The organism is Mesorhizobium sp. M0184 (assembly GCF_040322215.1).
In the GTDB taxonomy this organism is placed as follows: Bacteria; Pseudomonadota; Alphaproteobacteria; order Rhizobiales; family Rhizobiaceae; genus Mesorhizobium.
Map to the genome: position 1 here is coordinate 53,586 of NZ_JAMYSZ010000002.1, position 26,218 is coordinate 79,803.

The following is a 26,218-nucleotide window of genomic DNA, read 5'->3' on the forward strand; positions in this document are numbered from 1 at the left end:
ATAGCGAATTAAGGCGCGCCCGGCAACCGTCCAGACGTTGGCATCACGGGAATGGCAACAGGCCTTCGACCGCGCCTGCGGCACTTGTCAGTGTGTAGTGCAGGCCGCCATCGGTTGGCGTTGTCGACGGCCTGTCGAGGATCGGTACAGTAAAGATCAGCTTGCCATCCTTTTCGCTGCGTGCCGGGGCACCGAACATGTAGTCGCGTTCGCCGGCAACGAAGAAGTCGGCGCCCTCGGGGCTGCCCGGAAAGCTCGCTTCGACAATCAGCGTTTCGTGGTCGCCCGGCAGTACGTTTATGCCGAAATCGGGCGTTGCCGTGGCGGGCAGGGTTGCAAGGCCCGCCTTGACCAGTGCCGCATCCTCGGCGTTGTCGGGATCGGCGCCGGGATCGACGGTCAGCCTTGTCTGCACCGGGATGCAGATGGTTTCGCAAATGCCGAGGAAGATGTCCGCATCGATGACGGCCGGTTGGCCGGGCGCGGCAAGCGTGAACGTCACCGGCAACGAAACCGGGTGGTCGTAGCCGGCCCATTTGCCATAGCCGTCATCGTGGCGCTGCGGCGGCGGAAACGAAAGCGTCGCGTCGGCAATGTTGGTGCTGGCCGAGACGTCGATCTGTGGCGGCACGCCCGCATCGCCCGGATCGCGCCAATAGGTTTTCCAGCCGGGCTTCAGCGCAATGTCGAGGACGCCCTGGAGACGTCCGGCCTCGTCGGCTTTGCCGCTTGTTACCAGCCGCACCCTGCCGCCTTCGCTGTTGTACCAGGCCGACGAGGAGGCTGAGGCGGGGAAGCCGGTCGCCGATCCAATGGCCACACCAAGCAGCAGGATTTTCAAGCTTTGCATGGCGATGATTTGATCGTCCGTTGATGGCCGCGCAATGATTTCATGACGCCGCCGGCATCATATTTGCGTGACCTTCGGCTTTTGAGCCTGATCAAATCGGGCGCCGCCCATCTTTTCGACGCCCCGGAAACGCGTTACGCTGTGGCCATGGATTTGTTGCGCCATAAAAGGACGGCCGCAGGACCCGGCTTTCTCGACGATCAGTTCCTGATTGCCATGCCCGGCATGAAGGACGACCGCTTCACGCGCTCCGTCATCTACATTTGCGCGCACAGCGACGAAGGCGCGATGGGGCTGATCATCAACCAGACGCAGCAGATGCTGTTTCCGGACCTGCTCGTCCAACTTGGCATCATGAACGAGCTGGAGGCAATTCGCCTGCCGCCGCCGGCGCGCGACTTCGTCGTGCGCAATGGCGGACCGGTGGATCGCAGCCGCGGCTTCGTTCTGCATTCGGGCGACTACCGGGTGGAATCCTCGCTCGCCGTGTCCGATGATGTCTGTCTCACCGCGACCGTCGACATATTGCGCGCCATCTCCTCCGGCCGCGGACCCCGGCGGGCTCTGATGGCGCTCGGCTATGCCGGCTGGGGTGCAGGCCAGCTTGAAAACGAGATCGTCGAGAATGGCTGGCTGACTTGCCCGGCAAGTGCCGAGCTTCTGTTCGACGCCGACATCGATCGCAAATATGACCGGATCCTCGCCTCGATCGGCATCGATCTCGCGCATCTCAGCCTGGCTGCCGGTCACGCCTGAGCCTCATCACGTCCCCGAAACTTGTCACGCTTGAGTGAGCGGATACTGTTCCTTCAGCGTCTTCAGCACTTGGTCGCCCGGCATCGGCGCGCCGAACATGAAGCTCTGCACGTATTCGCAGCCCATCTGCCGCAACTCCAGCGCATCGCTCTCGTCCGAAATGCCTTCGGCGACAACCGACAGGCCGAGTTCATGCGCCATGTTGACCATGGATTTGAGCAGCACCGCACGTTTCGGCGTCGCGTCGTCGACGAAGCTCTTGTCGATCTTGATAGTGTCGAACGGAAAGCGCGTCAGATAGGCCAGCGATGAATAGCCGGTGCCGAAATCATCCAGCGACAGGCCGATGCCAAGCTGCTTCAACTTGGTCAGCACATGGGCGGTCTGCTCGGGATTGTCCATCACCAGCGATTCGGTGAGTTCGAGCCGGAAGCAGCGCGGTTTCAGGTTGGCTCGCGCGATCACCGAGCGGACGTCGCTGACCAGGTCGCGGCGGATGAGCTGGCGGCTGGACAGATTGACCGAGACCGACAGCGGCGCATCGCCGATCTGCTTTTGCCATCCCGCCAGGTCTTCGGCAGCCTGCTGCATGGCAAACAGCCCAAGCTGCACGATCAGGCCGCAGTTTTCGGCAACCGGAATGAAATCCGCCGGCGGGATCATGCCGCGCCGCGGATGGTCCCAGCGCAGCAGCGCTTCGAAGCCTGCGACGCTGCCGTCCTCCAGCCGCACGATCGGCTGGTAGGCAAGCGTGAATTCGCGTCGTTCGATGGCGCGGCGCAGATCGGACTCGAACTGCAGCCGGTCGGTGCCGACGGTGCGGAAGGCGGGACGGAACGGCTCGATCCGGTCGCCGCCGAAGCGCTTGGCCTGATGCATGGCAAGCTCGGCATCCTTGACCATGTCCTCGGCCGAGGTCTGCGTGGCGGTCCAGGTGATCAGCCCGATCGAGGCCGTCAGCACGATCTCGCGCTTGGCGAAGGTGATCGGGTTGTTGATGGCGTGCTTGATGGCATCGGCAATGGCCGCGATGCGGGCCGGATCCTGCTCCGACAAAAGCATCAGCGCGAACTGGTCGCCGGCAAAGCGCGACAGCGAATCCTTCGGCTTGAGCAGTCGGTGCAGCCGCCGCGCGATAGTCAAAAGGATGGTATCGCCGGCCGAGATGCCGAGCCCGTCATTGACCTGCTTGAACCGGTCTATGTCGATGACGAAGACGGTCGGGCGCACCTTCTCTTCGGTGCGGGCAATCGAAATGATCGCCTCCAGCCGGTTCATGAACAGCTCGCGGTTGGGCAGGCCGGTCAGATTGTCGTGCACGGCGTCATGCAGCAGCCGTTCCTCGGATTTCTTCTGCTCCGTCACGTCGACCATGGTGCCGACGCAGCGGATGACCTCGCCGTCCGAGCCGATCACCGGCCGGGCGCGCAACGAAAACCAGTGATAGTGCCCGTCGGCGCCGCGCAGGCGAAAGTTTTGCGACACCCGGCCGCGCCGGTGCTCGAGCACCACGTCGAGTGTCGTGCGAAACGTGTCGCGGTCGTCGGCATGCAGCACCGGCAGCCAGTTGCGGGCAGGGCCGCCGAGGCTGTTGGGGGCAAGACCGAGCTGAATGCTGACGTCGGGACGAGTGACGACGCGGTCGCGCAGCACGTCCCAGTCCCACACAGTATCGCCCGATCCGGCAACCGCCAGCGCCTGCCGCTCAAGGTCGGAGAACAGGCCCTGATGCAGCGCGCCGCCGGCAAAAGCGTGCTGCATCACGGTGAAGCCGATCAGCAGGATGATGAGGATCAGCCCACCGCCCAGCGCCGGCTGAGCGATATCGTTGTCCAGCATGCCGGTGATTGCCATCCACGATCCGCATAGCCACAGCAGAACCATCACCCAACTGGGCACCAGCATGATGGCGCGGTCGTAACCGCGGATACCGAGGAAGATGATCAGGCCGAGCCCGGTCAGCGCGGTGGCGGCGAAGGACAGCCTGGCAATGCCGGCGGCAACCGCCGGATCGATGATGGCGACACCGGCGATCAGCACCAGCCCGAGAATCCAGACCAGTGCGCCGTAGCTGAAATGGCCGTGCCACCGGTTGAGGTTGAGATAGGCAAACAGGAACACCACGAAGGTCGCCGCGAGCGCCACCTCCGTTCCGGCGCGCCACATCTGCTCATTGCCCGGTGAGATCTCTATGATCTTGTTGAGAAAGCCGAAATCGACGCAGATATAGGCAAGCACCGCCCAGGCTAGGGCCGCCGTTGCCGGGAACATCGAGGTCCCCTTGACGACGAAAAGGATGGTCAGGAACAGCGCCAGCAGGCCGGCGATGCCGATGACGATGCCACGAAACAGCGTGTAGGAATTGACCGAGTCCTTGTAGGATTCAGGATCCCACAGATAGACCTGCGGCAGCTTGGGCGAGGCGAGCTCGGCGATGAAGGTAATCACCGTTCCCGGGTTCAGCGTGACCCGGAACACGTCGGCGTCGGGGCTGGTCTGGCGGTCGAGCGCAAAGCCCTCGCTGGGCGTGATCGCGGCGATACGGGTCGAGCCGAGATCCGGCCAGAACAGGCCGGAATTCACCAGCCGGAAATGCGGTGCGACAATCAGCCTGTCGAGCTGCTGGTCGGTGGTATTAGCGAGCGCGAACACCGCCCAGTCACCGGTCGAGCGCGCATCATTTGCCTCGACCTCGATGCGCCGCACGATGCCGTCCGGGCCTGGCGCGGTCGACACCTGAAAATTCTCGCCCTGGTTCCGGTAGATCAAGACGGCCCCCGAAAGATCGAGCGCAACGTCGTCGCGGGCGATCTTGATCGGTTCTACGGCAAAGGCCGAGGACGCCGCGCAGAGCGTGACGATTGCCGCCAGCATAAAGGCAAGCAGCGACCCCTTGCGCAGAAAATTCGTCAAAATCAGTCCTTTGTTCCAACGCCCGGCGGATCGTCCGCGATTCGGGCGTATAGGTAATGGTCCTGCCAGATGCCGTTGATCCTGAGATAGGATCGTAGCAGTCCTTCGCGCCGGAATCCGGCTTTTTCAAGCACGCGGATCGACCGGGCGTTGTCGGGAATACAGGCAGCTTCGATCCGGTGCAATCGCAGCGTTTCGAAGGCGAAACGCGTCACCACTTTGACGGCATCGGTCATCAGGCCGCGTCCGCTGAAGCGCTCGCCGATCCAGTAGCCGATATGGCCGCTTTGGGCGACGCCGTGGCGGATATTGCCGAGGGTGATACCGCCGGCCAGCTTGCCGCTGCTTTTCTCGAAGATGAAGAAGGCGATCGCCGTCCCCTGCGCGTAGTCCTCGCGGTAGCGCCCGATACGATGCCGCCACGCCGTGCGGTCGAGTTCGTCAGGGGTCCATCGCGGCTCCCACGGCTCAAGAAAAGCGCGGCTTTCACTGCGCAGCACCGACCACTCGCGATAGTCGTTGGTCAGCGGTACGCGCAGCGTGACAAGCTCGCCCTTCAGTGCCGGCAGGTCGCGGCGAAAGAAAGGGAGCGCGAACACGACGCTCGAATAGGCTTAGACGGCAAGCTTACGGGCAGTGGTCTGCGTGCCCGAAAGCGAATCGAGGATTGCCTCATAGGGCGCGAGCGTACCCACCGGCCCGACGGCCGTAAGCGTCGGCTTGGTCGAAAAAAGCCGGGACGACAGATCCGTCAGCCGCTCGACAGTCAACGCCGCCAGCCGCTCCATCAGCTCTTCCTTGGCGATCGGCCTGCCGAACAGAAGCAACTGCCTGGCGATCTGCGAGGCGCGGCTGGCCGGGCTCTCGGCCGACATGATCAGCCCGGCGCGGTATTGGGCACGCGCGCGGTCAAGCTCCTCCTGCAGGATGTTTTCACCGGCCTTTTGCAGCTCGTCGATGATCACAGGCACCAGCTCGGCAATATCGCTTTGTCCGGTCGCCGCATGGACCCCGAAGACGCCCGTGTCGGAAAAACCCCAATGGAAGGCATAGACCGAATAGCACAGGCCGCGTTTTTCGCGGACTTCCTGGAAAAGTCGCGACGACATGCCGCCGCCCAGGATCATCGACAGGACCTGGGAGGCATAGAAATCGCGGACGTGATAGGCGCGGCCCTCGAAACCCAGCACGATCTGGGCGTCCATCAGGTCGCGGTCCTCGCGAAAATCGCCGCCGACATATTGCGCATATTGCGGGACGGTGCCGTCGGCCTTGCCGCGGAAGCCGCCGAGACGCTTTTCGACCTCCCGCACGAAATCGTCGTGCTTGATATCGCCGGCCGCCACCATCACCATGTTCTCGGCGCCGTACTGCCGTTCGATGAAGTCGTGCAGCTGCTTCGAAGTGAAGGATTTGACGGTTTCCGGCGTGCCAAGAATCGAGCGGCCGATAGTCTGGTGGCGGAAGGCGGTCTCGGTAAAGTGATCGAAAACGACGTCGTCGGGCGTATCGTGCGCGGCGCCGATCTCCTGCAGAATCACATGCTGCTCTCGTTCCAACTCCTGCGGATCGAATTCGGATTCCTGCAGGATGTCGGAAAGGATATCGACGGCCAGCGGCACGTCGTCGCTCAGAACCCTTGCATAATAGGAGGTCGTCTCGACGCTGGTGGCGGCATTGATCTCGCCGCCGACGTCCTCGATCTCCGAGGCAATCTCGAAGGCGCTTCGCCGCCTGGTGCCCTTGAAAGCCATGTGCTCGAGCAAGTGCGCCATTCCGTGCTCTTCGTCACGCTCGTTGCGTGCGCCCGACTTGACCCAGGCGCCAAGGGCAACAGATTCGAGGCTTGGAAGGGTTTCGGTGGCGACTGTCAGGCCGTTCGACAGACGGCTTACCTCAACACCCATATGGCAATTACTCCCTAACGCGCCGCCCGCGTGTGGCGGCCGAGATAATCTTCCACCATTTTCAGGTCGGATGGAAGTACCGTGTATTTTTCCTCGGCGCTCATCAACCCGCCTAGCCATGCAGGCAGGGCAGGCGACACGCCGCTGGCAGCTTCGACGGCGGCGGGAAACTTTGCCGGGTGCGCAGTGCCCAGCACCACCATCGGCACCTCACCCGCAACCTTGCCGGCGGCCACATGCACGGCCGCGGCCGTATGCGGGTCGAGCAGATAGCCGCTCGCCGCAAGTGTGGTGCGGATGGTGGCGGCGACCTCGTCCATGGTGGCGCGGCCGGCGTCGAATTCGGAGCGGATCTTGGCGATTTCGCCGGCCTCGATGGTGAAGGCGCCGGACTGCTTGAGCCCGTTCATGTAGCGCCGCACGGTCGAGGCATCGCGGCCGGACGCTTCGAACAGCAAGCGTTCGAAGTTCGAAGACACCTGGATGTCCATCGAGGGCGACGTGGTCGAAAAGACCCCCTTCATGCGGTATTCGCCGGTCGCCAGCGTGCGCGCCAGAATATCGTTGTCGTTGGTGGCGATGATCAGCCGTTCGATCGGCAGCCCCATCTTCTTGGCGGCATAGCCGGCGAAGATGTCGCCGAAATTGCCGGTCGGCACGGTGAAGGAAACCGGCCTGTCGGGCGCGCCGAGCGACAGCGCGGAGGAGAAATAATAGACGATCTGGGCCATGATGCGGGCCCAGTTGATCGAGTTGACGCCGGACAGCGATACCCGGTCGCGAAAACCGTGGTCGTTGAACATGTCCTTTACCAGGCCCTGGCAGTCGTCGAAATTGCCTTCGATCGCCAACGCATGGACGTTTGCGGCGGTCGAGGTCGTCATCTGCCGCTGCTGTACCGGCGAGACGCGGCCGTGCGGGAAAAGCACGAAGATGTCGGTGCGGTTGCGCCCGGCAAAGGCATCGATGGCGGCCCCTCCGGTGTCGCCGGAGGTGGCACCGACAATGGTGGCGCGCTGGTCGCGCTCGGCCAGCACATGGTCCATCAGCCGAGCAAGAAGCTGCATCGCCACGTCCTTGAACGCGAGCGTCGGGCCGTGGAACAGCTCGAGCACGAAGCTGTTCGGCCCGGTCTGCACCAGCGGGCAGACGGCCTCATGGCGGAAGGTCGCATAGGCTTCGCGCACCAGCCGTTCGAACACCGGCGCCGCGATCTCGCCGCCGAGGAACGGCGACAGCACACGGATGGCAAGATCGGGATAGGCAAGGCCGCGCATGGCGCGGATCTCGGCTGCGGAAAAATGCGGCCAGGCGCTCGGCAGGTAGAGCCCGCCGTCGCGCGCCAGTCCGGCCAGCACCGCGTCGGAAAATCCAAGCGCGGGCGCTTCCCCGCGGGTACTCATATATTGCATCGTCACGTTTCCATTGCTGCCGGGAATTTTCGCCCGCCGCGAGGTGGTGGATTTCTGCGCAGGCTCAGTCGCATTTTTGCCGCGCGGTTGATATACGTCACCGGCTTTGCGAGAGGGAAGTGCAGTTCATGGCGTTTCATTCATTCAACGGTCGTTTTGTCGCGGGTCTGGCGCTCGCCGGCTTTATGCTTGCCGCCGCAGGTTGCCAATCGAGCGACAATGGAATTCTCGGCTTCGGCAAAAAGGATACGACACCGCCACCGCCACCCGATCCCAAGGTGCTTTCCAGCCAGCTGCAGGCCTATTGCCCGAAAGTGACGTTGCGTGACGGCACCGCCTTCTTCAATACCTACGCCAAGAGCGGTCCGAAGCCGAAGAAAAAAACCGATGTTGCCGCCGAGGAAGCCGCCCAGCCGGCAGCGGACGCGGCTGGCGCCGATCAGCCGGACGATTCCGCCAAGATCATCTATCAGGCCTCGATCACCGATGTGACACGCGACTGCAGCCGCGCTAACGGCTCCTTGTCGATGAAGATAGCCGTCGCGGGCAAGGTCGTGCCTGGCCCGATGTTCGCCCCCGGGACCATCACCATGCCGATCCGCATCGCGGTGATGCACGGCACCGAAGTTCTCTATTCGCAGCTTCACTCCTATCAGGTCCAGGTTACCGATCCTTCGAGTGCCACGCAGTTCGTCTTCACCGATTCCAACGTCGTCGTTCCGGAGCCGACGGCGAAGGACTACCAGGCATATGCCGGGTATGACGAGGGCGCTCCGAAAGTAGCGACAGACAAGCCGAGGAAGAAGAAAGCCGCCGCGACCAACTAAGCCGCTGCATTCGCGCCACGGCGGTTGGAGGCGGCCTCTCAGGCGTCCGCCGACCATTCCGACAGCGCGGCGATCACGCTTTTCAGTTCCGCCCAGCGGCGGATGACCGTTTCCGCGCCGGCCTCGGTCAGCGCATCGGCGTGGCCGGGATAGCTGTGCGCCGCGCCGGTGAAGCCGATGACGCGCATTCCCGCCGTCTTGGCGCCGGTGACGCCATGCACCGAATCCTCGATGACAAAGGTGTTCGCAGGATCGGCCTTGAGTTTTTCCGCGGCGAACCGAAACACGTCCGGCGCCGGCTTGGTTTTCCCGGTCGGGGTTTCCAGCGAGGAAAAGATACGGCCGGCAAAGAACGGCAAAAGCTGCACCTTCTCCAGCATGAATTCGATTCGCTCCGAACGCGAATTCGAACAGACGCAGCGCGGCACTGCTACCGCGGCGACAGCCTCGTGCGCCCCGTCGACGGCACGCACGTCGCTGCGCAGCCTACGATCGACCAGCTGTTCCTCCTTGTCGATCAGCGAGGCCTGGAACGGGATCCGGGACTTTTCCTCGACCCGCATCATGATGTCCTTGAAAGTCAACCCGGCATACACCTCGGAAATCTCCTCGACCGATATCTCGTAGCCGGCCGAGGTCAACAGCTCGGCATCGATCCGCGCGGCGATGATTTCGGAATCGACGAGCACGCCGTCGCAATCGAAGATGACAAGGTCTGGCTGGGGCATGGTGATCCGGAAAGCGGGATGAGGGGAATGCCGAGGGCCCTTTGGTCCAAACGGCTCAGGCGGCGCGGCATACACCAACAGGCCGGGCTTCGCAAATTCGGCGGGCTGCTTCACTGAATATTTACGCTGATCGGTAACCATAACGGACAGTAAACAGTAACGCGTGCCTTGGGTGTCACAATGTCTGCCGTGCGTCTTCTCGACGAGCTTTCCGATGCTCCCCAGCAATCCGAGTGGCTGGATACGATCCTGAAGGGCGACTGCGTCGCCGCGCTCGAGCGGCTGCCGGAAAAGTCGATCGACGTGATCTTCGCCGATCCGCCCTATAATTTGCAGCTCGATGGCGATCTGCACCGGCCCGACCAATCCAAGGTCGATGCCGTCGACGACCATTGGGACCAGTTCGACAGTTTTGAGGCCTACGACGCCTTCACCCGCGCCTGGCTGCTGGCGGCGCGCCGTGTGTTGAAGCCCAACGGCACGATCTGGGTTATCGGCTCCTACCACAATATTTTCAGGGTCGGGGCAAAGATGCAGGATCTGGGCTTCTGGATCCTCAACGACGTCGTCTGGCGCAAGACCAATCCAATGCCCAATTTCCGTGGCCGCCGTTTCCAGAACGCGCATGAGACGATGATCTGGGCATCGCGCGACCAGAAGGGCAAGGGCTACACTTTCAACTACGAGGCGCTGAAGGCATCGAACGACGACGTCCAGATGCGCTCGGACTGGCTGTTTCCGATCTGCACCGGCGGCGAGCGCCTGAAGAACGACAATGGTGACAAATTGCATCCGACGCAGAAGCCGGAAGCGTTGCTTGCCCGCGTCATGACGGCATCGACCAGGCCGGGCGACATCGTGCTCGACCCGTTCTTCGGTTCAGGAACCACCGGGGCTGTGGCCAAGCGGCTTGGCCGCCACTTCGTCGGCATCGAGCGCGAACAAACCTATATCGATGCCGCCATGGAACGTATCGATGCGGTCCGGCCGCTGGAAGGCGCCAATTTGACGGTACTGACCGGCAAGCGGGCTGAGCCGCGCGTCGCATTCGTCACGCTTCTCGACAATGGCTTGGTGGCGCCAGGCGCCACGCTCTACGACGCCAAGAAGCGCTGGGCGGCAAAGGTGCGCGCCGACGGCACTCTGGCGATCGGCGACAGTGCCGGGTCGATCCACAAGATCGGTGCGGAAGTCCAGGGGCTCGACGCCTGCAATGGCTGGACCTTCTGGCATTATGAGCGCAGCGGCGGCCTGACACCGATCGACGAGCTTCGCCGCATTGCGCGGCTGGGCATGGAGCGGGCAGGGGCCTGATCGTAGGATCAGGCCTTATCTTCCTCCAAAATAATTTCGGTCAACTCACCTTTGGCCATCAGTGAAAGCTGGCTGGTGAAGCGGGCCAGACGCGAATAGTCCGTACGAAGCCGAACGCGTGTAAAATCACGGGCCTGGATCTCTTCCGCAACCTCAATCTGGACGGTCAAATGGCCGACACCGTCTGCCGGGAAGACCGAGATATTTATCAAGCCGGGCGAACTCAGTGCCAGAGTTGCGCGCTGAAGGGGATAGGCTCGCAGCGACGCGAGAAATTCCCTTACGTCGTTCGTTGGAAAATTTGCGGAGCCACGTCCCCGAAAATGGCCATGCTCGATATCAGCATCGAGTATTGGCCAGTCGGGATCAAAGGTTAAAAAAAGTTTGCCCATTTTGAATTCCGGTCAGGTCGCGATGCCGTATCGCTCAAGGTCCGCCTTGAGCGTCTGGGCGTCGGTGAACAGCACAGCCTGCCAACCGGCCGCCTTGGCGCCGTCGACATTCTTCTGGCTGTCGTCGATGAACAGCGTGGCTGCCGGATCGAGGCCGAACGCGGCGACGTGGTGATCATAGATGGCGCGATCCGGCTTGATCTGGCGGATGTCGCCGGAAACGGTCACGCCGCGCGGCCGATTGAGGAAATCGAAACGCTCGCGGGCCTCGGCAAGCGTATCCGCGGCGAAATTGGTCAGCATCGTCACGTCATGGCCGCTGTCGATCAGGCCGATCATGATGGCGACGCTGTCCTCATAGGCATGAGGCACCATCTCGTGCCAGTGCCGGCGGAAATTGCGGACGTTTTCGGCGTGCTCGGGATACTCCGCGATTGCCAGCGCTTCGGCCTCCTCCCAGCTGCGGCCGCGGTCCTGCTCGATATTCCAGTCATGCGTGCAGACATTGTCGAAGAACCATTTCCGTTCGTCGGGATCGGGGATCAAGCGGCTGAAAGGCAGGTTCGGATCGTAGTGGATCAGCACTTTGCCGATGTCGAAAACGATGTGGCGGATTTCAGTCATTCTTCTCTCTTTCAATGCGGCCGCTGCTTCGTCGTCGCGCCCGGTATCGCCGCTTCGATTACCTTTTTCATGACGGTCGGCAGCGCTTCCCCGGAAATTTCATGCGCCAGCGACCAGAAATGCCCTGCCGGGGCGGCGCTGTCGGTCTCCGCCTTGAACACGTCGAGTTCGAGCGCGAAGTGGGTGAAGACATGGCCAATGCGTCCGGCCCGCCGCCAGTCGCCGGAGAACGGGGCTGCCGCATCGGTGGTGGCGCCGTCGATCCGCGCGGTCCAGCTGGTCGTGGGCACTTCGGTCATGCCGCCGAGCAGGCCTTTATCCGCGCGCTTGCGCAAAAGGATGGCGCCGTCGCCCCTGACGGCAACGAAAGCGGCGCCGCGGCGCAAGGGTTTTTCGGCCTTGGGCAGGCGGACCGGAAAGCGTTCGGGGTCGCCTGAGGTGGTCGCGCTGCAATCCTGCCGTACCGGGCAAAGCATGCAGCCGGGCCGGCGCGGCGTGCAGATCGTCGCGCCCAGGTCCATCATCGCCTGGGCGAAGTCACCCGGCCTTGTCCGGGGAACCATGCGCTCGACATGGCCGCGTATCTCGCCCTTGGCCTCGCCCAGCGGCGTGGCGATCGAAAACAGCCGTGAGACGACCCGCTCGACATTGCCGTCGACGACGGCGGCGGGCCGGTCGAAAGCGATCGCCGCGACTGCCGCCGCCGTGTAGGCGCCGATCCCGGGCAGTTCCTTCAAACCGGTCTCGCTGTCCGGAAAGCGACCGCCTTGCCGCGCGACGAGATCGGCACAGGCTTTGAGGTTGCGGGCGCGAGAATAATAGCCGAGCCCGGCCCAGGCCTTCATGATGTCTTCGGTCGGTGCCGCCGCCAGTGCTTCGACCGTCGGCCATTTCTGCGCGAAAGCCCGGAAATAGGATTTTACCGCCTCGACCGTGGTTTGCTGCAGCATTACCTCGGAAAGCCAGACCAGATAGGGATCGGGCCGCGCGCCGCCTGCCAGCGCGCGCGGCGGAACGCGCCAGGGCAGGTCGCGGTGATGCGCGTCGTACCAGCCAAGCAGCCGGAACGCGATCTCGCCATCGTCTCCGGATACGGCCTTGCGGGTCTGGTCGTGCAGTGCCATTGATCGAGGATCGGCCCTAATCCACTGGTGCTGAAGCTGGAGAACGCACATGGCAGGGAAAAGGCCCTTCGGCAATCCCGTTCCGGTGAGCGATCTCGCAACCGAGATACTCGACCCGGTGCTGCGCAAGCGGGCCGGCATGTCGATCGGGCTGGTCCAGTCGTGGGAAGAGATTGCCGGGCCGCGGCTTGCCGGCCGCTCGCGCCCGGAAAAGATCCAGTGGCCGCGCCGCATGCATGAGGACGATCCGTTCGAGCCGGCGGTGCTGGTCATTGCCTGCGAGGGTGTGGCGGCACTGCATCTGCAGCACGAGACCGGCGAGATCATCAACCGGGTCAATGCGTTTCTCGGTTTCAATGCGATCGGCCGGATCAGGATCGTGCAGAAGCCGGTAATGACGGGCCGGGAAAAGCCGAAACCCAGTTTGCGGCCGCTGACCGTGGCCGAGAAGGCGAAGCTGTCAGGCGCGGTCGGTTTGATCGAGGACGACGGGCTGCGCGCCTCGCTGGAGCGGCTTGGCGCCACCATTCTCGGCCAAAAGAAGCCGTGATCTCGCGCTATCGTGATGGCATGCTCGAACTTGGCGATTGGAATAGGGACGGCAATGCCTTAATTCGCGCCAACTCTCGCTTTTTGTAGCCTTTGCATTGCAAAATCCAACTATTGCCAGGTGATTCGTATGATCCGCTCCTTGTCCCGCAGAAACCTCTTGTCTTCGCTGGCCGCCATACCAGCGGTGGCTCTGCTTGCCGCATGCAGCGACTCGGGCGAGAAAGCCGAGGCGCAGGATGTGACGCCTGCGGCCCCCGCCGATTCGACGAAACCCGCCGACCCTGCGAAGCCGGCCGCTCCAGCCGCCGCCAAGGCGCCGGAAGCTCAGGGTACGGTGGACATGGCGGCCTTGTTGAAGCCGGGCGCGCTGCCCGACATGCAGCTCGGCAAGGACGACGCAAAGGTCACCATCGTCGAATATGCCTCGATGACCTGCCCGCACTGCGCGCATTTCGCCGAAACCACTTTTCCGGAGCTGAAGACGAAATATATCGACACCGGCAAGGCCCGCTACATCCTGCGCGAATTTCCGTTCGATCCCAGCGCCGAAGCCGGTTTCATGCTGGCGCGCTGCTCCAAGGACAATTATTTCCCGATGGTCGACGTGCTGTTCAGGCAGCAGGCGAACTGGGTTGGTGTGAACAATACCAAGGACGCACTGCTGCAAATCGCCAAGCTTGCCGGTTTTACACAGGAGTCCTTCGAGGCCTGCTTGACGGATCAGAAACTTCTGGACGATGTGAGATCCGTCCAGAAGCGCGGCGCCGACGAATTCAAGGTCGATTCCACACCGACCTTTTTCATCAACGGAAAGACCTACAAAGGGGCGATGTCGATTGCGGAAATGTCGGCCATCATCGACCCTCTGCTCTGACGTTTCGGCGACGCCGAAGCCGCTGCGCTTCGGCGTGCGCGGCTTTTTGTTGTGCCGCGGGTTCTTGTCGCAAAGCCGCGGAAGACTTTTGCGGAACTTGGCTATGGGCCGGCGCGAATGAAGTTCTCGCGCCTTCGCCTCCTCGGCTTCAAATCCTTCGTCGAACCCGGCGAGTTCGTCATCGAACGCGGCCTGACCGGCATCGTTGGGCCGAACGGCTGCGGCAAATCGAACCTGGTCGAGGCGCTGCGCTGGGTTATGGGCGAAAGCTCCTACAAGAACATGCGTGCGTCCGGTATGGACGACGTGATCTTTTCCGGTTCGGGAACGCGTCCGGCCCGCAACACCGCCGAAGTCACGCTCTTCCTCGACAATAGCGACCGCACCGCGCCGTCCGCTTTCAACGACGCCGATGAATTGCAGGTCTCGCGCCGCATCGAGCGCGAGGCCGGCTCGCTCTACCGCATCAACGGCAAGGAAGCCCGCGCCAAGGACGTGCAGCTGCTGTTCGCTGACCAGTCGACCGGCGCCCGCTCGCCCTCGATGGTCGGCCAGGGCCGCATCGGCGAGCTGATCCAGGCAAAGCCGCAGGCGCGCCGCGCGCTGCTGGAAGAGGCGGCCGGAATTTCCGGCCTGCATACGCGCCGCCACGAAGCCGAGCTGCGGCTGAAGGCGGCGGAACAGAACCTCGAAAGGCTGGACGACGTCGTCGGCGAGCTGGAAAGCCAGATCGAAAGCCTGAAACGCCAGGCCCGCCAGGCCTCGCGCTTCAAGAACCTGTCGGCCGACATCCGCAAGGCCGAAGCGACGCTGCTGCATCTGCGCTGGACGCTGGCCAAGACGCAGGAAGGCGAAGCGCGTTCGGCGCTGGCGATTGCCACCGCGCTGGTCGGCGACCGTGCCGCCGCCCAGATGGCTGCCGCCAGGGAACAAGGCATCAACGCCCACCGGCTGCCGGACCTGCGCGATGCGGAAGCCGCTGCCGCCGCCGCCTTCCAGCGTCTATCGATCGCCAAGGCGCAGATCGAGGAAGAGGCAGGCCGCATCCGCGCCCGCCAGGCTGAGCTCGACCGCCGACTGCAACAGCTCGATGGCGACCTTGCCCGCGAGGAGCGCATGGTCCGCGACAATGCGGATATCCTCGAACGCCTCGCCGCCGAAGAAGCCGCGCTCAACGCCGAAAACGCCGGCGCCGCCGAGCGCGAGGCCAGCACCCGCGCGGCTTTCGAGCAGGCGGCATCGACACTTGCCTCGAGCGAGGCCAGGCTCGCCGCGCTGACCGCCGAACGGGCGGAGGCTGCCGCCTCGCGCAACCAGATCGAACGGACGCTGCGCGACACCGCTGAGCGCCGCGACCGCTTTGCCCGCCAGCTTGCCGATGTCGACCGCGAACTGTCGGAGATCGTCTCCAGGGTCGCCGGCCTGCCCGATCCCGCCGAGAAGCGGCTGCTGGTCGATCAGGCGCTGGCGCTGCTCGAAGAGGCTGAGGCAGCCGCCATTGCCGCCGAACAGGCGGTCGCCGAGGCGCGTGCAGGCGAAAGTGCTGCCCGCCCACCGGTTCAGGACGCAAAGGCCGAGCTGGCGCGGATCGAAACCGAGGCCCGCACGCTGGCCAAGATCCTCAACGCCGCCAGCGGCGATCTATTTCCCTCGGTGCTGGAGCAGATCAGCGTCGAGCGTGGCTACGAGACGGCGCTGGGTGCCGCGCTTGGCGAAGATCTCGACGTGCCGCTCGACCGCAGTGCGCCGGTACATTGGGGCCAGAGCGAAATCCAGCCTGCCGACGCCGCATTGCCCGAAGGCATAAGGAGCCTCGCCAGCGTTGTGCGTGCGCCGGCACAGCTGGCCCGCAGGCTGGCCCAGATCGGCATTGTCGAAGCCGCCGACGGAAGACGGCTGCAGACGCTGCTTGCTCCCGGTCAACGGCTGGTCAGCCGCGAAGGCGCGCTCTGGCGTTGGGACGGCTTCACCGCCAGCGCCGATGCCCCGACCGCCGCCGCGCAGCGGCTGGCGCAGAAAAACCGGCTGGCCGAGCTCGATGCCGAAGCAGTCCATGCCACGCGCACCCTGCGCGAAGCTGAACAAGCCCTTGCCCAGGCCGAACAGGCGCTTGCCCAGGCGAGCGAGGCCGAACGCAACGCCCGACAGGCCGGGCGCGACGCCCAGCACGGGCTCGACGCTGCCCGCAATACGCTGGCCGAGGCCGAAAAAGCCGGCGGCGAGCTGTCGAGCCGGCGTGCAGCACTTGACGAGGCGCGCGCACGCATTGTCGACAGCCATGAGGAAACGGCGGCGGCATTCGTCGAGGCGGAAATGCTGCTGCAGGACGCGCCCGATCTCGGCGATCTGCAATTGCAGCTCGAGCAGTCGGCCGCCAACGTCGCCCGCGACCGCGCCGCCCTTGCCGATGCGCGTGCCGTTCACGAGGGCCTGAGGCGGGAAGCCGAGGCACGTGCGCGCCGGCTCGACGCCATCGGCTTTGAACGGCGCAACTGGGTCGAGCGCGCCGAAAACGCCTCGACGCAGATCGCGGCGCTCGGCGAACGCAAAGCAGAGGCCGAGGCCGAGCGCGAGCAACTGGCCGACGCCCCCGACGAGATCGACGCCAAGCGGCGCGCCCTGCTGTCGCAGCTCGCCGAGGCCGAAAGCCTGCGCAAGGCAGCGGGCGACCGCTTGCAGGAAGCGGAGAACCGGCAGTCCGAGCTGGACAAGGCTGCGACTGCTGCCATCCAGTCGCTGGCCGAGGCGCGCGAATCCCGCGTTCGCGCCGAAGAGCGGCTGACCGCCGCCGACGAGCGTCGGCTGGAAGTCGAGGCGCGCATCCAGGAAACGCTGAACACGCCGCCGCATCTGGTGATCCGCCACACCGGCCTCGAATCCGACAGCCCGATGCCCGAAATGGCCGAGATCGAGCGTCAGCTCGACCGGCTGAAGGTCGAACGCGAACGGCTCGGTGCCGTCAATCTGCGCGCCGAGGAGGAGCAGAAGGAACTGTCGGACCGGCTGGAGACCATCGTCTCCGAGCGCGACGACATCATCGAGGCGATCCGCAAGCTGCGGCAGGCGATCCATAGCCTGAACCGCGAAGGCCGCGAGCGGCTGCTCGCCGCCTTCGAGGTGGTCAACGGCCATTTTCAACGGTTGTTTTCGCATCTGTTCGGCGGCGGCACCGCCGAGCTGCAACTGATCGAGTCCGACGATCCGCTCGAAGCGGGGCTCGAGATCCTGGCGCGCCCGCCCGGCAAGAAGCCGCAGACGATGACGCTGCTGTCCGGCGGCGAGCAGGCGTTGACGGCGATGTCGCTGATCTTCGCCGTGTTCCTGACCAACCCGGCGCCGATCTGCGTGCTCGACGAAGTCGACGCGCCGCTCGACGACCACAATGTCGAGCGTTTCTGCAATCTGATGGACGAAATGGCCGCAACGACCGAAACGCGCTTCGTCATCATCACACACAACCCGATCACCATGGCGCGCATGGACCGGCTGTTTGGGGTGACCATGGCCGAACAAGGCGTCAGCCAACTGGTGTCGGTTGACCTGCAGGCGGCCGAAGCCATGCGCGAGGCAAGCTGACGCATCAGCTTAATGGTGGTCTCCACCTCGGCTTTCGACTATAGCACGACAAAATGGGCCGGATCTGCCGCTCCAGATACCGGCCCGGCTATGCGCGTGGAGAAGCTTGTTGCCTATACTTGTCACCGGAGCCGCGGGATTCATTGGCAGCCACGTTTGCCACCATCTGCTCGACCGGGGAGAAGCGGTCGTCGGCGTCGACAACATGAACGACTATTACGACCTGGCGCTCAAAAAGGGGCGGCTTGCCCGCCTTCTGCCCCATAAGGATTTTTCGTTCCACCAGATCGATATTGCCGAACAGGGCGCGCTTGCAGCCGCTTTGGCCGGGCAAGGCATCGTTAGGATCGTGCACCTTGCCGCGCAGGCGGGCGTGCGCCACTCACTCGACAATCCGCGGCTCTATATCCGCTCCAATGTCATGGGCCACCTCGAAGTGCTCGAATTCTGTCGCGCCGAACCGGCATTCGAGCATCTGGTCTATGCCTCGTCGAGCTCGGTGTATGGCGGCAACCGCAGCGTGCCGTTCAGCGAAGCCGATCAGGTCGACAAGCCCGTTTCGCTTTACGCTGCCACCAAGAAAACCGATGAGTTGATGAGCCACACCTACGCCCATCTGTTCGGCATACCGCAGACCGGCCTGCGGTTTTTCACGGTCTACGGTCCCTGGGGCCGTCCCGACATGGCCTATTGGATGTTCACCCAGGCGATGCTCGAGGGCAAACCGATCCGGGTCTTCAACAATGGCGAAATGTGGCGCGATTTCACCTACATAGACGATGTTGTGAAGGCGGTTGTCGCCGTGCTCGACAAGCCGCCGGCGGCTGACGTTCCGCCGAACAGGCTCTACAATGTCGGCAACAACCGGCCGGTGCGTCTGGGCGACTTCATCGACATTCTGGAAAGGCTGCTCGAGGTCAAGGCAATCCGCCACAACGAGCCGATGCAGGCGAGCGACGTCGAGAAGACTTACGCCGACATGACCGCGCTGGAGCGGAATTTCGGCTTCAGGCCTAGCGTTTCGATAGAGGACGGGCTGAAGAAGTTTGTTGACTGGTACCGGCCGTACTCGAAGCAGTGATTTGCATCGCTCGCCGTGACGCCTTCAAGCGTGACACCTGGAGTGGGGCGCAAGTCGGTCCGCAAAAGCATCGTTTTGTCCTAACATCCTGTTAACCACATGCTTGCTGAAAAGTATCCGATTAACCTTTGAGGCGCTTATGACCGCTATGTTTCGTGGCTTGCTGTTCAGTATGAGCTGTGTGGATGTGCGGATTCGGGGGCTATTTCGGTTCAGTCCGGGATGCGGAAGCTTTGCTTGCGCGCATGACGTCTGCGATCGCCCATCGCGGGCCGGATGAACAAGGGAAATTCGTAGCGCCCGATGCTGGACTTGGGCATGCGCGGCTGTCGGTGATCGGGATTGGTGATGGCCAGCAGCCAATGTCCGACGAAACCGGCAATTTGACGATTGCGTTCAACGGCGAGATCTTCAACTACGTGGAATTGCGCGAAGGGCTGCTGGCCAAGGGCCGACGCTTCCGCACATCGAGCGATACCGAAGTTCTCCTGCAGCTGTATGACGAGATGGGCGAAGACTGCCTGTCGATCCTGAACGGTGATTTCGCCTTCGCGATTTGGGATAACCAGCGGCGGCGGATGGTGCTTGCAAGAGACCGCATGGGTGTTCGGCCGCTGTTCTACACCAGCAAGGACGGGGTGCTCTACTTTGCGTCGGAGATAAAGGCCCTGCTGAAGGTACCCGGCGTCTCGGCCGAAATCGATCCGATTGCACTCGACCAGATCTTTACGCTGTGGGCGCCGATCGCTCCACGCACGGCTTTCCGCAACATCCACGAGCTGGAGCCGGCAAGCGTGATGATCGCGACACAGGGGCAAGTCACGGTCAAACCATATTGGCACCTAGACTACCCGTATCCGGATACGCCATCGAAGATCACCAATGAGGACGACGCGGCCGAGGAACTGCAGGCCCTGTTGACCGACGCGGTGAGGCTTCGCATGCGCGCCGACGTGCCGGTCGGTTCTTACCTTTCGGGCGGGCTCGATTCATCCCTCGTTTCGGCACTCGCGGCCGGCATGACTCCTCTTAAGCTGCAGACATTTTCCGTGACGTTCGACAGCACCGAGCATGACGAAAGCGCCTTCCAGACCGAAATGGCGTCAGCACTTGGCACGCGCCATCGAACCATTGCGTGTCGTGCCGGCGATATCGCCGGTGTGTTTCCCGAAGTCATCCGCTTTACCGAGCGGCCGATCATCCGCACCGCCCCGGCCCCCCTATATCAACTGTCCGGCCTCGTTCGCCAGGCCGGTTTGAAAGTGGTGCTGACAGGCGAAGGCGCCGACGAGGTCTTTGCCGGTTATGATGTCTTCAAGGAAACGCGGGTTCGCCGTTTCTGCGCGCGACAGCCGGCATCGCGCATAAGGCCACAGCTGTTCCGCAAGCTTTATCCCTATCTGCCGGGCCTGCAACAGCAGTCCGTGGAGTACCTGGCTGCGTTCTTCGGAACCGGCAGCGCTGCCCTGGACGATCCGCTGTTCTCGCATCGGCCGCGTTTCAAGACCACATCAGCGGCGAAGATGTTCTTTTCCGGTGACCTGCGCGCGACATTGAAGGGGTATGACGCAGCCGAGGACCTGGCCAGCCGGTTGCCTGAGGCATTTTCCCGGTGGCATCCGCTGCATCAGGCGCAATATCTCGAAACCCGCTTTCTCCTGCCGGGCTACATCCTCTCCAGCCAGGGCGATCGCATGGCCATGGCGCACGGTATCGAAGGGCGTTTCCCCTTCCTTGACCATCGCTTGGTAGAGTTTGCGGCCAGACTTCCGCCGGAGATGAAGCTGAAGGGACTGGTGGAAAAACACATATTGCGCAAAGCTGCCAAGCACCTGCTTCCGACGGCCATCCGCGAGCGCACCAAACAGCCTTACCGGGCACCGGAAGCCCGCTCCTTCGTTGGAGCGGGAGAACTGGACTACGTACGCGATTCACTGAGCGAGGCGAGCATCGCCGCCGGAGGACTATTCAACGCCAAGGCGGTGGCGAACCTGCACGAGAAATGCCGCTTGCAGCCAGCGTCCGGATTCCGCGACAATGCGGCTTTCGTCGGCATTTTGTCGACGCAACTGTGGCAGAAGATTTTCACCGGCGAAAAGGTCGGTGCAGCACGAGCGGCCTGAGAAATCGAGGGAATGAAAAATCATGATAGCAATCAAGGACAAGGTCAAAACCTTTATCGTCGACAACTTCCTGTACGGGGACACGTCCTACGAGCTTGCAGACTCCGTATCACTGATCGAGAACGGCATCATCGACTCGACGGCCGTGTTGGAGCTCGTGGCATTTATAGAGGATGATTTCGGCATAGCGATGGTCGATGCCGACATCGTACCGGCCAATCTGGATTCGATTGACCGCATCTCAGCCTTCATCAAGGCAAAGGCAGAAGCGCTGGCAGCGTAGGCGCCATCGGCGAGGAGCGTCCGTGCGGATCGAACATTTTCTGACGGCGAAGGCCGCTGCCCATCCAGCCAAAACGGCATTGATCACCGAGCACAAAAGGCTGTGCTATGAAGAGCTGGACGATCATTCGAGCCGTCTGGCCGCCGCCCTTTTCATGAATGGCGTCAGTCGCGACGACCGGGTCCTGATCTTCATGGACAATTGCTGGGAGGCTGCGGTTTCGATTTTCGCAGTTCTTAAAGCAGGCGCGACTTTCAGTCCGATCAATGCATCCACCAAGGCCGAAAAGCTGGCCTACATCATCGCCGATTGCGACGCAGCTGCGATCCTCACGCAAGCAAAACTGATGCCCGTGGTCGCCGAGGCGTGCGGATCGTCCGGCAGGACCGGCATCTTCGTGGCCTCCACCGTTGGTGCCGATAACCAATGCCCGGCAGGGGCCACATCCCTGGCGGATTGCTTGACGCTCCAAGCCAGGGAGATTGACCACCGCGGCATTGAGGTGGATCTTGCTATGTTGATCTACACCTCGGGCTCGACCGGCCGGCCCAAGGGCGTGATGATGACGCACCGCAATTGCGACGCGGCGGCCGACTCCATCACCAACTACCTGCGCAACTCGCCCGACGACATCATCTTGAATGTTCTGCCCCTCGCTTTCGATTACGGCCTCTATCAATTGCTGATGACCGTCAGGCTCGGCGCCACGCTCGTGCTCGAGAAGTCCTTCGCTTTTCCCCAGGCGGTCTTTGAACGCATCCGCCAGGAAGGCGTCACCGGGCTTCCGCTCGTGCCCACGATGGCAGCGATGATCCTGCAGATGCGTGATCTGGCGCCGGGCTTCCTGCCCAGCCTTCGCTATATTTCCAACACGGCGGCTGCCTTGCCGCCGCCTCACATAGAACGCCTTCGGTTTCTTTTCCCCGGTGTCAGGCTCTATTCGATGTATGGCCTGACGGAATGCAAGCGCTGCACCTATCTGCCGCCCGAGGAGCTCGACCGCCGGCCGGGGTCGGTCGGAATAGCCATTCCAAACACCGAAGCCTTTATCGTCGACGATCACGGGCAACGAGTGCCGCCGGGCATAGCAGGTGAATTGGTCATTCGCGGGCCGCACGTCATGCAGGGTTATTGGCGAAACGAAGCTGCGACGGAACAAACCCTGCGCCCAGGCCCGAACCCTTGGGAGAAGGTTCTCTACACCGGCGATCTGTTCAGGGCCGATGAGGACGGCTTTCTCTATTTCGTCGGCCGCAAGGACGACATCATAAAGACACGGGGAGAGAAGGTGGCGCCCAAGGAAGTGGAAGCCGTGCTTCACGCTCATCCGGGCATCGCGGAAGCGGTTGTCTTCGGCGTGCCGGATCCTGTGCTTGGGCATGCGATCGGCGCATTTGTCGTACGGTCCGACCCAGCGCTTGGCGAAAAAGATGTCGTTCGACACTGTGCACGTCATCTTGAGGACTTCATGGTGCCCAAGATCGTCGAGTTTCGCCGCGAGCTGCCCAAGACGGATACCGGCAAGGTCAGCCGTCGGCTTGCGGCAGAGATGATGGAGGCCGCGCAATGAATGTTCGCCCGACCGAGGACGCGCGGACCTTTGTGGCGAAGGCTCTGGCGATCGACCCAGCCGCTGAAACGGACCGTATCGTAACGGCCTTGCGCCAGCAGTTGCGCGGGCTTCGCAAGCGGGGCCTTGTGCTCGGTCTTTCGGGCGGGATCGATTCGAGCGTGTCGGTCGCGTTGGCCGCACGTGCCGTCGGTCCGCGGAATGTGCTTTGCCTGTTCATGCCGGAAAGCGATTCTGATCCCGAAAGCCTGCGGCTCGGCCGCCTCGTCGCCGAAACTTTCGGTGTCGAGGCTGTGACGGAGGATATCGGGCCGATCCTGCGCGCGATGGGCTGCTACAAGCGTCGCGACGCCTTCATCCGCGAATTGGTCCCGGAATACGGCGAAGGCTGGGCCTCGAAGATCGTGATCGCGAACGCGCTCGAGGGCCAAGGCTATAATATCTCGTCGCTGGTGGTGCAGGATCCCGAAGGCAAGCAGACGAAACTGAGAATGCCGTTGCCTGTCTATCTCGGCGTCGTCGCCGCTACCAATATGAAGCAGCGCACCCGCAAGCAGATCGAATACTATCATGCTGATCGTCTGAACTTCGCCGTTCTTGGAACACCGAACCGGCTGGAATATGATCAGGGATTCTTCGTGAAGAACGGTGACGGCGCCGCGGACGTCAAGCCGATCGCCCACCTCTATAAAACGCAGGTCTATGCGCTGGCGGCCCATCTCGGTGTTCCGGAGGAAATCCTGAACCGGCCTCCGACCACCGATACCTACTCGCTGGCGCAGACCCAGGAGGAGTTCTACTTCTCGCTTCCTTACGACCGTATGGATCTTTGCCTTTACGCTCTCAACAACGGCGTGGCGGCTGAGGTAGTGGGGCAGGCCGCGGGGTTGGCCGCCACACAAGTGGAACGCGTCTGGGCCGATATCATCGCCAAACGCAAGGCGACGCGTTATCTGCACCAGCGTCCGCAACTCGTCGAGGAAGTCGAAGAACTCGGTACCTGACCTGCTTCGAGACCGGCCACGTCCCAAAAAGCGCCTTAGGGTCAAAACTCAATCAGCAGGCTGCCGCCAATGGCCGAGAGGGGCGGGAGGTTGCCGTTCGTCTCATCTGCCAGACGAGCACGTTGCGCCAGGAGCAAAGCTTAGCAGGGGTCACGCCAGCGCCCAGTTAGCGCTACGAAGCAGACCTTCAGCCTGTGCCGGAAGCGGGGCCTGGCTTACCAAGTGGCATATCCAGGAAGCGCGTCCCCCTCCTCAGCTAGGCACCGTTTTCGGCTCTACGCTATACCTGCGCGACGAGCCCCTTCCTTAATCGCAGCGAGGGCCAGAGGATTGGTGACGGGATAGGTTCGGATGAAGTTCTCGACGGTGAACCTTGGAAACTCGACGGCAATCCGCCTGGTGATCGACTGCGCCTGCGCCGGCTCTTCGAGCAGCGCGTGACACAGGGCACGGAACATCAGAGTGACGGGAATATCCGGCGGACTTTGGCGCAGCGACGACAGACTGTCGGCATAGCGACCGGCGACGAACCGCGCCCGGGCGAGCTGCGCGTAGTACCAACTCGGAGCCTGCGGATTGAGGCGAAGCGCCCGTTCGGCAAGAGCACAGCCTTCTTCCGGATTTCCACACACGAGAGCTCGGCTTGAGGCAAGCATCGACAGCACATCGGCGTCATTGGGTGCCAGGGCCAGCGCCCGGTCGTATTCCTCTGCGGCCCCGCTGATATCGCCGTCAATGGCGCGGAGAGCGCCCATGTAAAGGCGCGTCATCGGATCGGCAGGGTCGAGCGCCAGAGCCTTTTCCACGCATTCTCGCCAGCGCTCGACCGAAGCGGCTGAATCTGGCGTGAAGGCATTGAAGGCATCGACCGCATGTGCCAATCCCAACGTCATCCAGGCCCGCGCGAAGCCGGGGTCGAGTTCCACGGCGCGGGACAGCATGCGCATGGCTTCTGCCCTCGCATCGGTCGTGAATCTGTCGTGCAGTTCCACCCCGAGTAGATAGCAGTCGTAAGCACCCAGGCTCGAGGGAGGCTTCCGCCGAGCCACCTCACGCCCGAGATTGGCGAGCTTGCCGAAATTGCCTGCCAGGGCATTGATGACGTTCTGTGTGATGCTGTCCTGCATGAGAAAAAAATCATCGGTCGACTCGTCGAACCGCGCCGACCAAAGGTTGGCTCCGGTCCGGGTGTCGACCAGCTGCACCGCGACGCGGACACGCTGTCCGATCGCCTGGAGGGTGCCTTCCAGCAGGTAATCGGCGTTCAGTTCCCGTCCAACCGAGCGTGTGTCGCTCGCCCGTCCCCGATAGGACTGCATGGTCTGGCGCGAAATGACCGCAAGGTCGGGATAGCGCGCTAGGTCGCCGATCATGTCGGCCGACAGGCCGTCTGCCAGCCGCGTCCAGCCGTCGTCGGCGCTCAGGTTTTCGAACGGCAAAACCGCAATTACCGGCGGCTTACTGTCGTCGCCGGAAGAAAGGCCTGGTTTGGCACCGACGATCTTGCCCGCAGTAGCGGGGTCGATCAAGACACGGTACACGCGAACCGGTTCGGCGATACTTTTCATTTTCTGCACGCCGAGTGAGGCAAAGCCGATCGGCACCTTTCCCCTCACATGGTCGCAGGCGGTGGCGGAAATCGCGATTCCTCCAGGTTCCGCCAGCTCTTGCAGCCGATCGGCGATGTTCACCGCATCGCCGTGGATGTCGTCACCCTCAACGATAACATCGCCCAGATTGATGCCGATGCGGAAATCAAGCCGCCGTTCTGGCTGCGTGAGAACGTTCACCTCCGCCTTCTGTTGCTGGATTTCGACCGCGCAGCGTAGGGCGTCGACCACACTGTGGAACTCGACCAGCATCCCATCTCCCATGGTTTTCACCAGTCGACCATGGTGCGCAGCGATCCTTGGCTCGAATACTTCGTTCAGGTCGGTTCGGAAAAGCGCACGCGTACCCTCGTCGTCGATCTGGCTCAAGCGGCCATAGCCGACGACATCGGCAATCAGGACGGCTGCGAGATGACGTTCCATCCCCCAATCCTTCGCGGATTGTTACCCGCTTTCCAAGCTTACAGCAGGTCGCAGGTTGATGCCATTGCCGCCGCCCCTGAAAGACAGCTTTTCGGGTCTGTGTACTTTGCTGCATGAGAGCCCGAATGTCGGACAAGGGTCAGATCGCGTCATGCGACGCTCCCAACTGGATGACGGCAAAGGGTCGAACTCGGTCGTTCAGAGTGATTGGGTTTTGACCCAAGCATTTTGGAGCCAAGTGGAAACGCGCCTAAAATAAATAGATAGAGCGGGAT

The 26,218-nt window shown here is 62.7% G+C and carries 21 protein-coding genes; 11 read left to right on the forward strand and 10 right to left on the reverse strand.

The window, feature by feature from the left end; genetic code table 11:
- Positions 1-43: 43 nt before the first annotated feature.
- Positions 44-850, reverse strand: a complete 807-nt coding sequence (locus NKJ23_RS03340; protein WP_023674146.1) for a protein-disulfide reductase DsbD domain-containing protein — start codon at positions 848-850, stop codon at positions 44-46.
- Positions 851-997: 147 nt separating this feature from the next.
- Between NKJ23_RS03340 and NKJ23_RS03345 the strand changes: the two genes are divergently transcribed.
- Positions 998-1,606, forward strand: coding sequence for a YqgE/AlgH family protein (locus tag NKJ23_RS03345; RefSeq protein WP_031211061.1), 609 nt, complete (start codon positions 998-1,000; stop codon positions 1,604-1,606).
- A gap of 24 nt (positions 1,607-1,630) precedes the next feature.
- Here NKJ23_RS03345 and NKJ23_RS03350 read toward each other — a convergent pair whose 3' ends face one another.
- The 4 genes from NKJ23_RS03350 to thrC are packed head-to-tail and all read right to left on the reverse strand — an operon-like array spanning position 1,631 to position 7,838.
- Positions 1,631-4,519 carry an EAL domain-containing protein gene (locus NKJ23_RS03350; protein ID WP_352578602.1) on the reverse strand — a complete coding sequence of 963 codons (2,889 nt, stop codon included), beginning with the start codon at positions 4,517-4,519 and terminating at the stop codon, positions 1,631-1,633.
- A 2-nt stretch (positions 4,520-4,521) separates the two neighbouring features.
- Entirely contained in the window at positions 4,522-5,118 is a 597-nt protein-coding gene (locus NKJ23_RS03355; RefSeq protein ID WP_254818464.1) for a GNAT family N-acetyltransferase, read from the reverse strand.
- A gap of 15 nt (positions 5,119-5,133) precedes the next feature.
- Positions 5,134-6,426 (reverse strand): M16 family metallopeptidase, encoded by a 1,293-nt coding sequence (locus NKJ23_RS03360; protein WP_352456896.1) that lies wholly within the window; start codon positions 6,424-6,426, stop codon positions 5,134-5,136.
- A 14-nt stretch (positions 6,427-6,440) separates the two neighbouring features.
- A complete protein-coding gene (thrC, locus tag NKJ23_RS03365) occupies positions 6,441-7,838 on the reverse strand; it encodes a threonine synthase (protein WP_352678172.1) in 1,398 nt (465 codons plus the stop codon).
- 128 nt (positions 7,839-7,966) lie between these two features.
- On the opposite strand from thrC, the gene NKJ23_RS03370 reads away from it, so the two are divergent.
- The gene (locus NKJ23_RS03370; protein WP_352678175.1) at positions 7,967-8,665 is read left to right on the forward strand and encodes a hypothetical protein; all 699 of its coding nucleotides are present in this window, start codon (positions 7,967-7,969) and stop codon (positions 8,663-8,665) included.
- Between the two features lie 38 nt (positions 8,666-8,703).
- On the opposite strand, the gene NKJ23_RS03375 is transcribed toward NKJ23_RS03370, so the two are convergent.
- Positions 8,704-9,393, reverse strand: a complete 690-nt coding sequence (locus tag NKJ23_RS03375) for an HAD family hydrolase (protein ID WP_352678177.1) — start codon at positions 9,391-9,393, stop codon at positions 8,704-8,706.
- Between the two features lie 180 nt (positions 9,394-9,573).
- On the opposite strand from NKJ23_RS03375, the gene NKJ23_RS03380 reads away from it, so the two are divergent.
- Positions 9,574-10,707: a site-specific DNA-methyltransferase gene (locus NKJ23_RS03380; protein ID WP_023674154.1), complete on the forward strand. Its 1,134-nt coding sequence runs from the start codon at positions 9,574-9,576 to the stop codon at positions 10,705-10,707.
- An 8-nt stretch (positions 10,708-10,715) separates the two neighbouring features.
- Here NKJ23_RS03380 and NKJ23_RS03385 read toward each other — a convergent pair whose 3' ends face one another.
- The 3 genes from NKJ23_RS03385 to mutY are packed head-to-tail and all read right to left on the reverse strand — an operon-like array spanning position 10,716 to position 12,847.
- Positions 10,716-11,099 carry a WapI family immunity protein gene (locus NKJ23_RS03385; protein ID WP_352678179.1) on the reverse strand — a complete coding sequence of 128 codons (384 nt, stop codon included), beginning with the start codon at positions 11,097-11,099 and terminating at the stop codon, positions 10,716-10,718.
- A gap of 12 nt (positions 11,100-11,111) precedes the next feature.
- Positions 11,112-11,723, reverse strand: coding sequence for an HAD family hydrolase (locus NKJ23_RS03390; RefSeq protein WP_352593395.1), 612 nt, complete (start codon positions 11,721-11,723; stop codon positions 11,112-11,114).
- Between the two features lie 11 nt (positions 11,724-11,734).
- On the reverse strand, positions 11,735-12,847 hold the full coding sequence (gene mutY / locus NKJ23_RS03395; RefSeq protein ID WP_352678181.1) for an A/G-specific adenine glycosylase: 1,113 nt from the start codon (positions 12,845-12,847) through the stop codon (positions 11,735-11,737).
- A 49-nt stretch (positions 12,848-12,896) separates the two neighbouring features.
- Here mutY and NKJ23_RS03400 point away from each other — a divergent pair, with 49 nt between their 5' ends.
- From NKJ23_RS03400 to nadE, 8 genes are all read left to right on the forward strand, one after another.
- Positions 12,897-13,397 (forward strand): DUF721 domain-containing protein, encoded by a 501-nt coding sequence (locus NKJ23_RS03400; protein ID WP_352593401.1) that lies wholly within the window; start codon positions 12,897-12,899, stop codon positions 13,395-13,397.
- Between the two features lie 129 nt (positions 13,398-13,526).
- A complete protein-coding gene (locus NKJ23_RS03405; protein ID WP_352593404.1) occupies positions 13,527-14,273 on the forward strand; it encodes a DsbA family protein in 747 nt (248 codons plus the stop codon).
- 117 nt (positions 14,274-14,390) lie between these two features.
- Entirely contained in the window at positions 14,391-17,849 is a 3,459-nt protein-coding gene (gene smc / locus NKJ23_RS03410; protein ID WP_352678185.1) for a chromosome segregation protein SMC, read from the forward strand.
- A gap of 109 nt (positions 17,850-17,958) precedes the next feature.
- Positions 17,959-18,930 carry an NAD-dependent epimerase/dehydratase family protein gene (locus tag NKJ23_RS03415; protein WP_352455763.1) on the forward strand — a complete coding sequence of 324 codons (972 nt, stop codon included), beginning with the start codon at positions 17,959-17,961 and terminating at the stop codon, positions 18,928-18,930.
- A 185-nt stretch (positions 18,931-19,115) separates the two neighbouring features.
- Positions 19,116-21,053 carry an asparagine synthase (glutamine-hydrolyzing) gene (asnB, locus tag NKJ23_RS03420; protein WP_352678188.1) on the forward strand — a complete coding sequence of 646 codons (1,938 nt, stop codon included), beginning with the start codon at positions 19,116-19,118 and terminating at the stop codon, positions 21,051-21,053.
- A gap of 19 nt (positions 21,054-21,072) precedes the next feature.
- Complete coding sequence (locus NKJ23_RS03425; protein ID WP_156937255.1) at positions 21,073-21,336, forward strand: acyl carrier protein; 264 nt, start codon at positions 21,073-21,075, stop codon at positions 21,334-21,336.
- A 22-nt stretch (positions 21,337-21,358) separates the two neighbouring features.
- Positions 21,359-22,906 carry a class I adenylate-forming enzyme family protein gene (locus NKJ23_RS03430; protein WP_352678191.1) on the forward strand — a complete coding sequence of 516 codons (1,548 nt, stop codon included), beginning with the start codon at positions 21,359-21,361 and terminating at the stop codon, positions 22,904-22,906.
- The gene (nadE, locus tag NKJ23_RS03435; protein ID WP_352678193.1) at positions 22,903-23,910 is read left to right on the forward strand and encodes an NAD(+) synthase; all 1,008 of its coding nucleotides are present in this window, start codon (positions 22,903-22,905) and stop codon (positions 23,908-23,910) included. The genes NKJ23_RS03430 and nadE overlap by 4 nt, the downstream gene beginning before the upstream one ends.
- Positions 23,911-24,185: 275 nt before the next feature.
- Here the strand turns inward: nadE and NKJ23_RS03440 are convergent, their stop codons facing one another.
- Positions 24,186-25,943 carry an adenylate/guanylate cyclase domain-containing protein gene (locus NKJ23_RS03440; protein ID WP_352678196.1) on the reverse strand — a complete coding sequence of 586 codons (1,758 nt, stop codon included), beginning with the start codon at positions 25,941-25,943 and terminating at the stop codon, positions 24,186-24,188.
- Positions 25,944-26,218: the final 275 nt, after the last annotated feature.

Excerpts from the sequence above, each read along its gene's own strand:
- NKJ23_RS03340 (WP_023674146.1), bottom strand. The coding sequence starts at position 850 with ATGCAAAGCTTGAAAATCCTGCTGCTTGGTGTGGCCATTGGATCGGCG.
- NKJ23_RS03360 (WP_352456896.1), bottom strand. The coding sequence starts at position 6,426 with ATGGGTGTTGAGGTAAGCCGTCTGTCGAACGGCCTGACAGTCGCCACC.
- nadE (WP_352678193.1), top strand. The coding sequence starts at position 22,903 with ATGAATGTTCGCCCGACCGAGGACGCGCGGACCTTTGTGGCGAAGGCT.
- mutY (WP_352678181.1), bottom strand. The coding sequence starts at position 12,847 with ATGGCACTGCACGACCAGACCCGCAAGGCCGTATCCGGAGACGATGGC.
- NKJ23_RS03385 (WP_352678179.1), bottom strand. The coding sequence starts at position 11,099 with ATGGGCAAACTTTTTTTAACCTTTGATCCCGACTGGCCAATACTCGAT.
- NKJ23_RS03400 (WP_352593401.1), top strand. The coding sequence starts at position 12,897 with ATGGCAGGGAAAAGGCCCTTCGGCAATCCCGTTCCGGTGAGCGATCTC.
- smc (WP_352678185.1), top strand. The coding sequence starts at position 14,391 with ATGAAGTTCTCGCGCCTTCGCCTCCTCGGCTTCAAATCCTTCGTCGAA.
- NKJ23_RS03440 (WP_352678196.1), bottom strand. The coding sequence starts at position 25,943 with ATGGAACGTCATCTCGCAGCCGTCCTGATTGCCGATGTCGTCGGCTAT.
- NKJ23_RS03390 (WP_352593395.1), bottom strand. The coding sequence starts at position 11,723 with ATGACTGAAATCCGCCACATCGTTTTCGACATCGGCAAAGTGCTGATC.
- NKJ23_RS03380 (WP_023674154.1), top strand. The coding sequence starts at position 9,574 with ATGTCTGCCGTGCGTCTTCTCGACGAGCTTTCCGATGCTCCCCAGCAA.
- NKJ23_RS03345 (WP_031211061.1), top strand. The coding sequence starts at position 998 with ATGGATTTGTTGCGCCATAAAAGGACGGCCGCAGGACCCGGCTTTCTC.
- NKJ23_RS03375 (WP_352678177.1), bottom strand. The coding sequence starts at position 9,393 with ATGCCCCAGCCAGACCTTGTCATCTTCGATTGCGACGGCGTGCTCGTC.
- NKJ23_RS03370 (WP_352678175.1), top strand. The coding sequence starts at position 7,967 with ATGGCGTTTCATTCATTCAACGGTCGTTTTGTCGCGGGTCTGGCGCTC.
- thrC (WP_352678172.1), bottom strand. The coding sequence starts at position 7,838 with ATGCAATATATGAGTACCCGCGGGGAAGCGCCCGCGCTTGGATTTTCC.
- NKJ23_RS03405 (WP_352593404.1), top strand. The coding sequence starts at position 13,527 with ATGATCCGCTCCTTGTCCCGCAGAAACCTCTTGTCTTCGCTGGCCGCC.
- asnB (WP_352678188.1), top strand. The coding sequence starts at position 19,116 with ATGTGCGGATTCGGGGGCTATTTCGGTTCAGTCCGGGATGCGGAAGCT.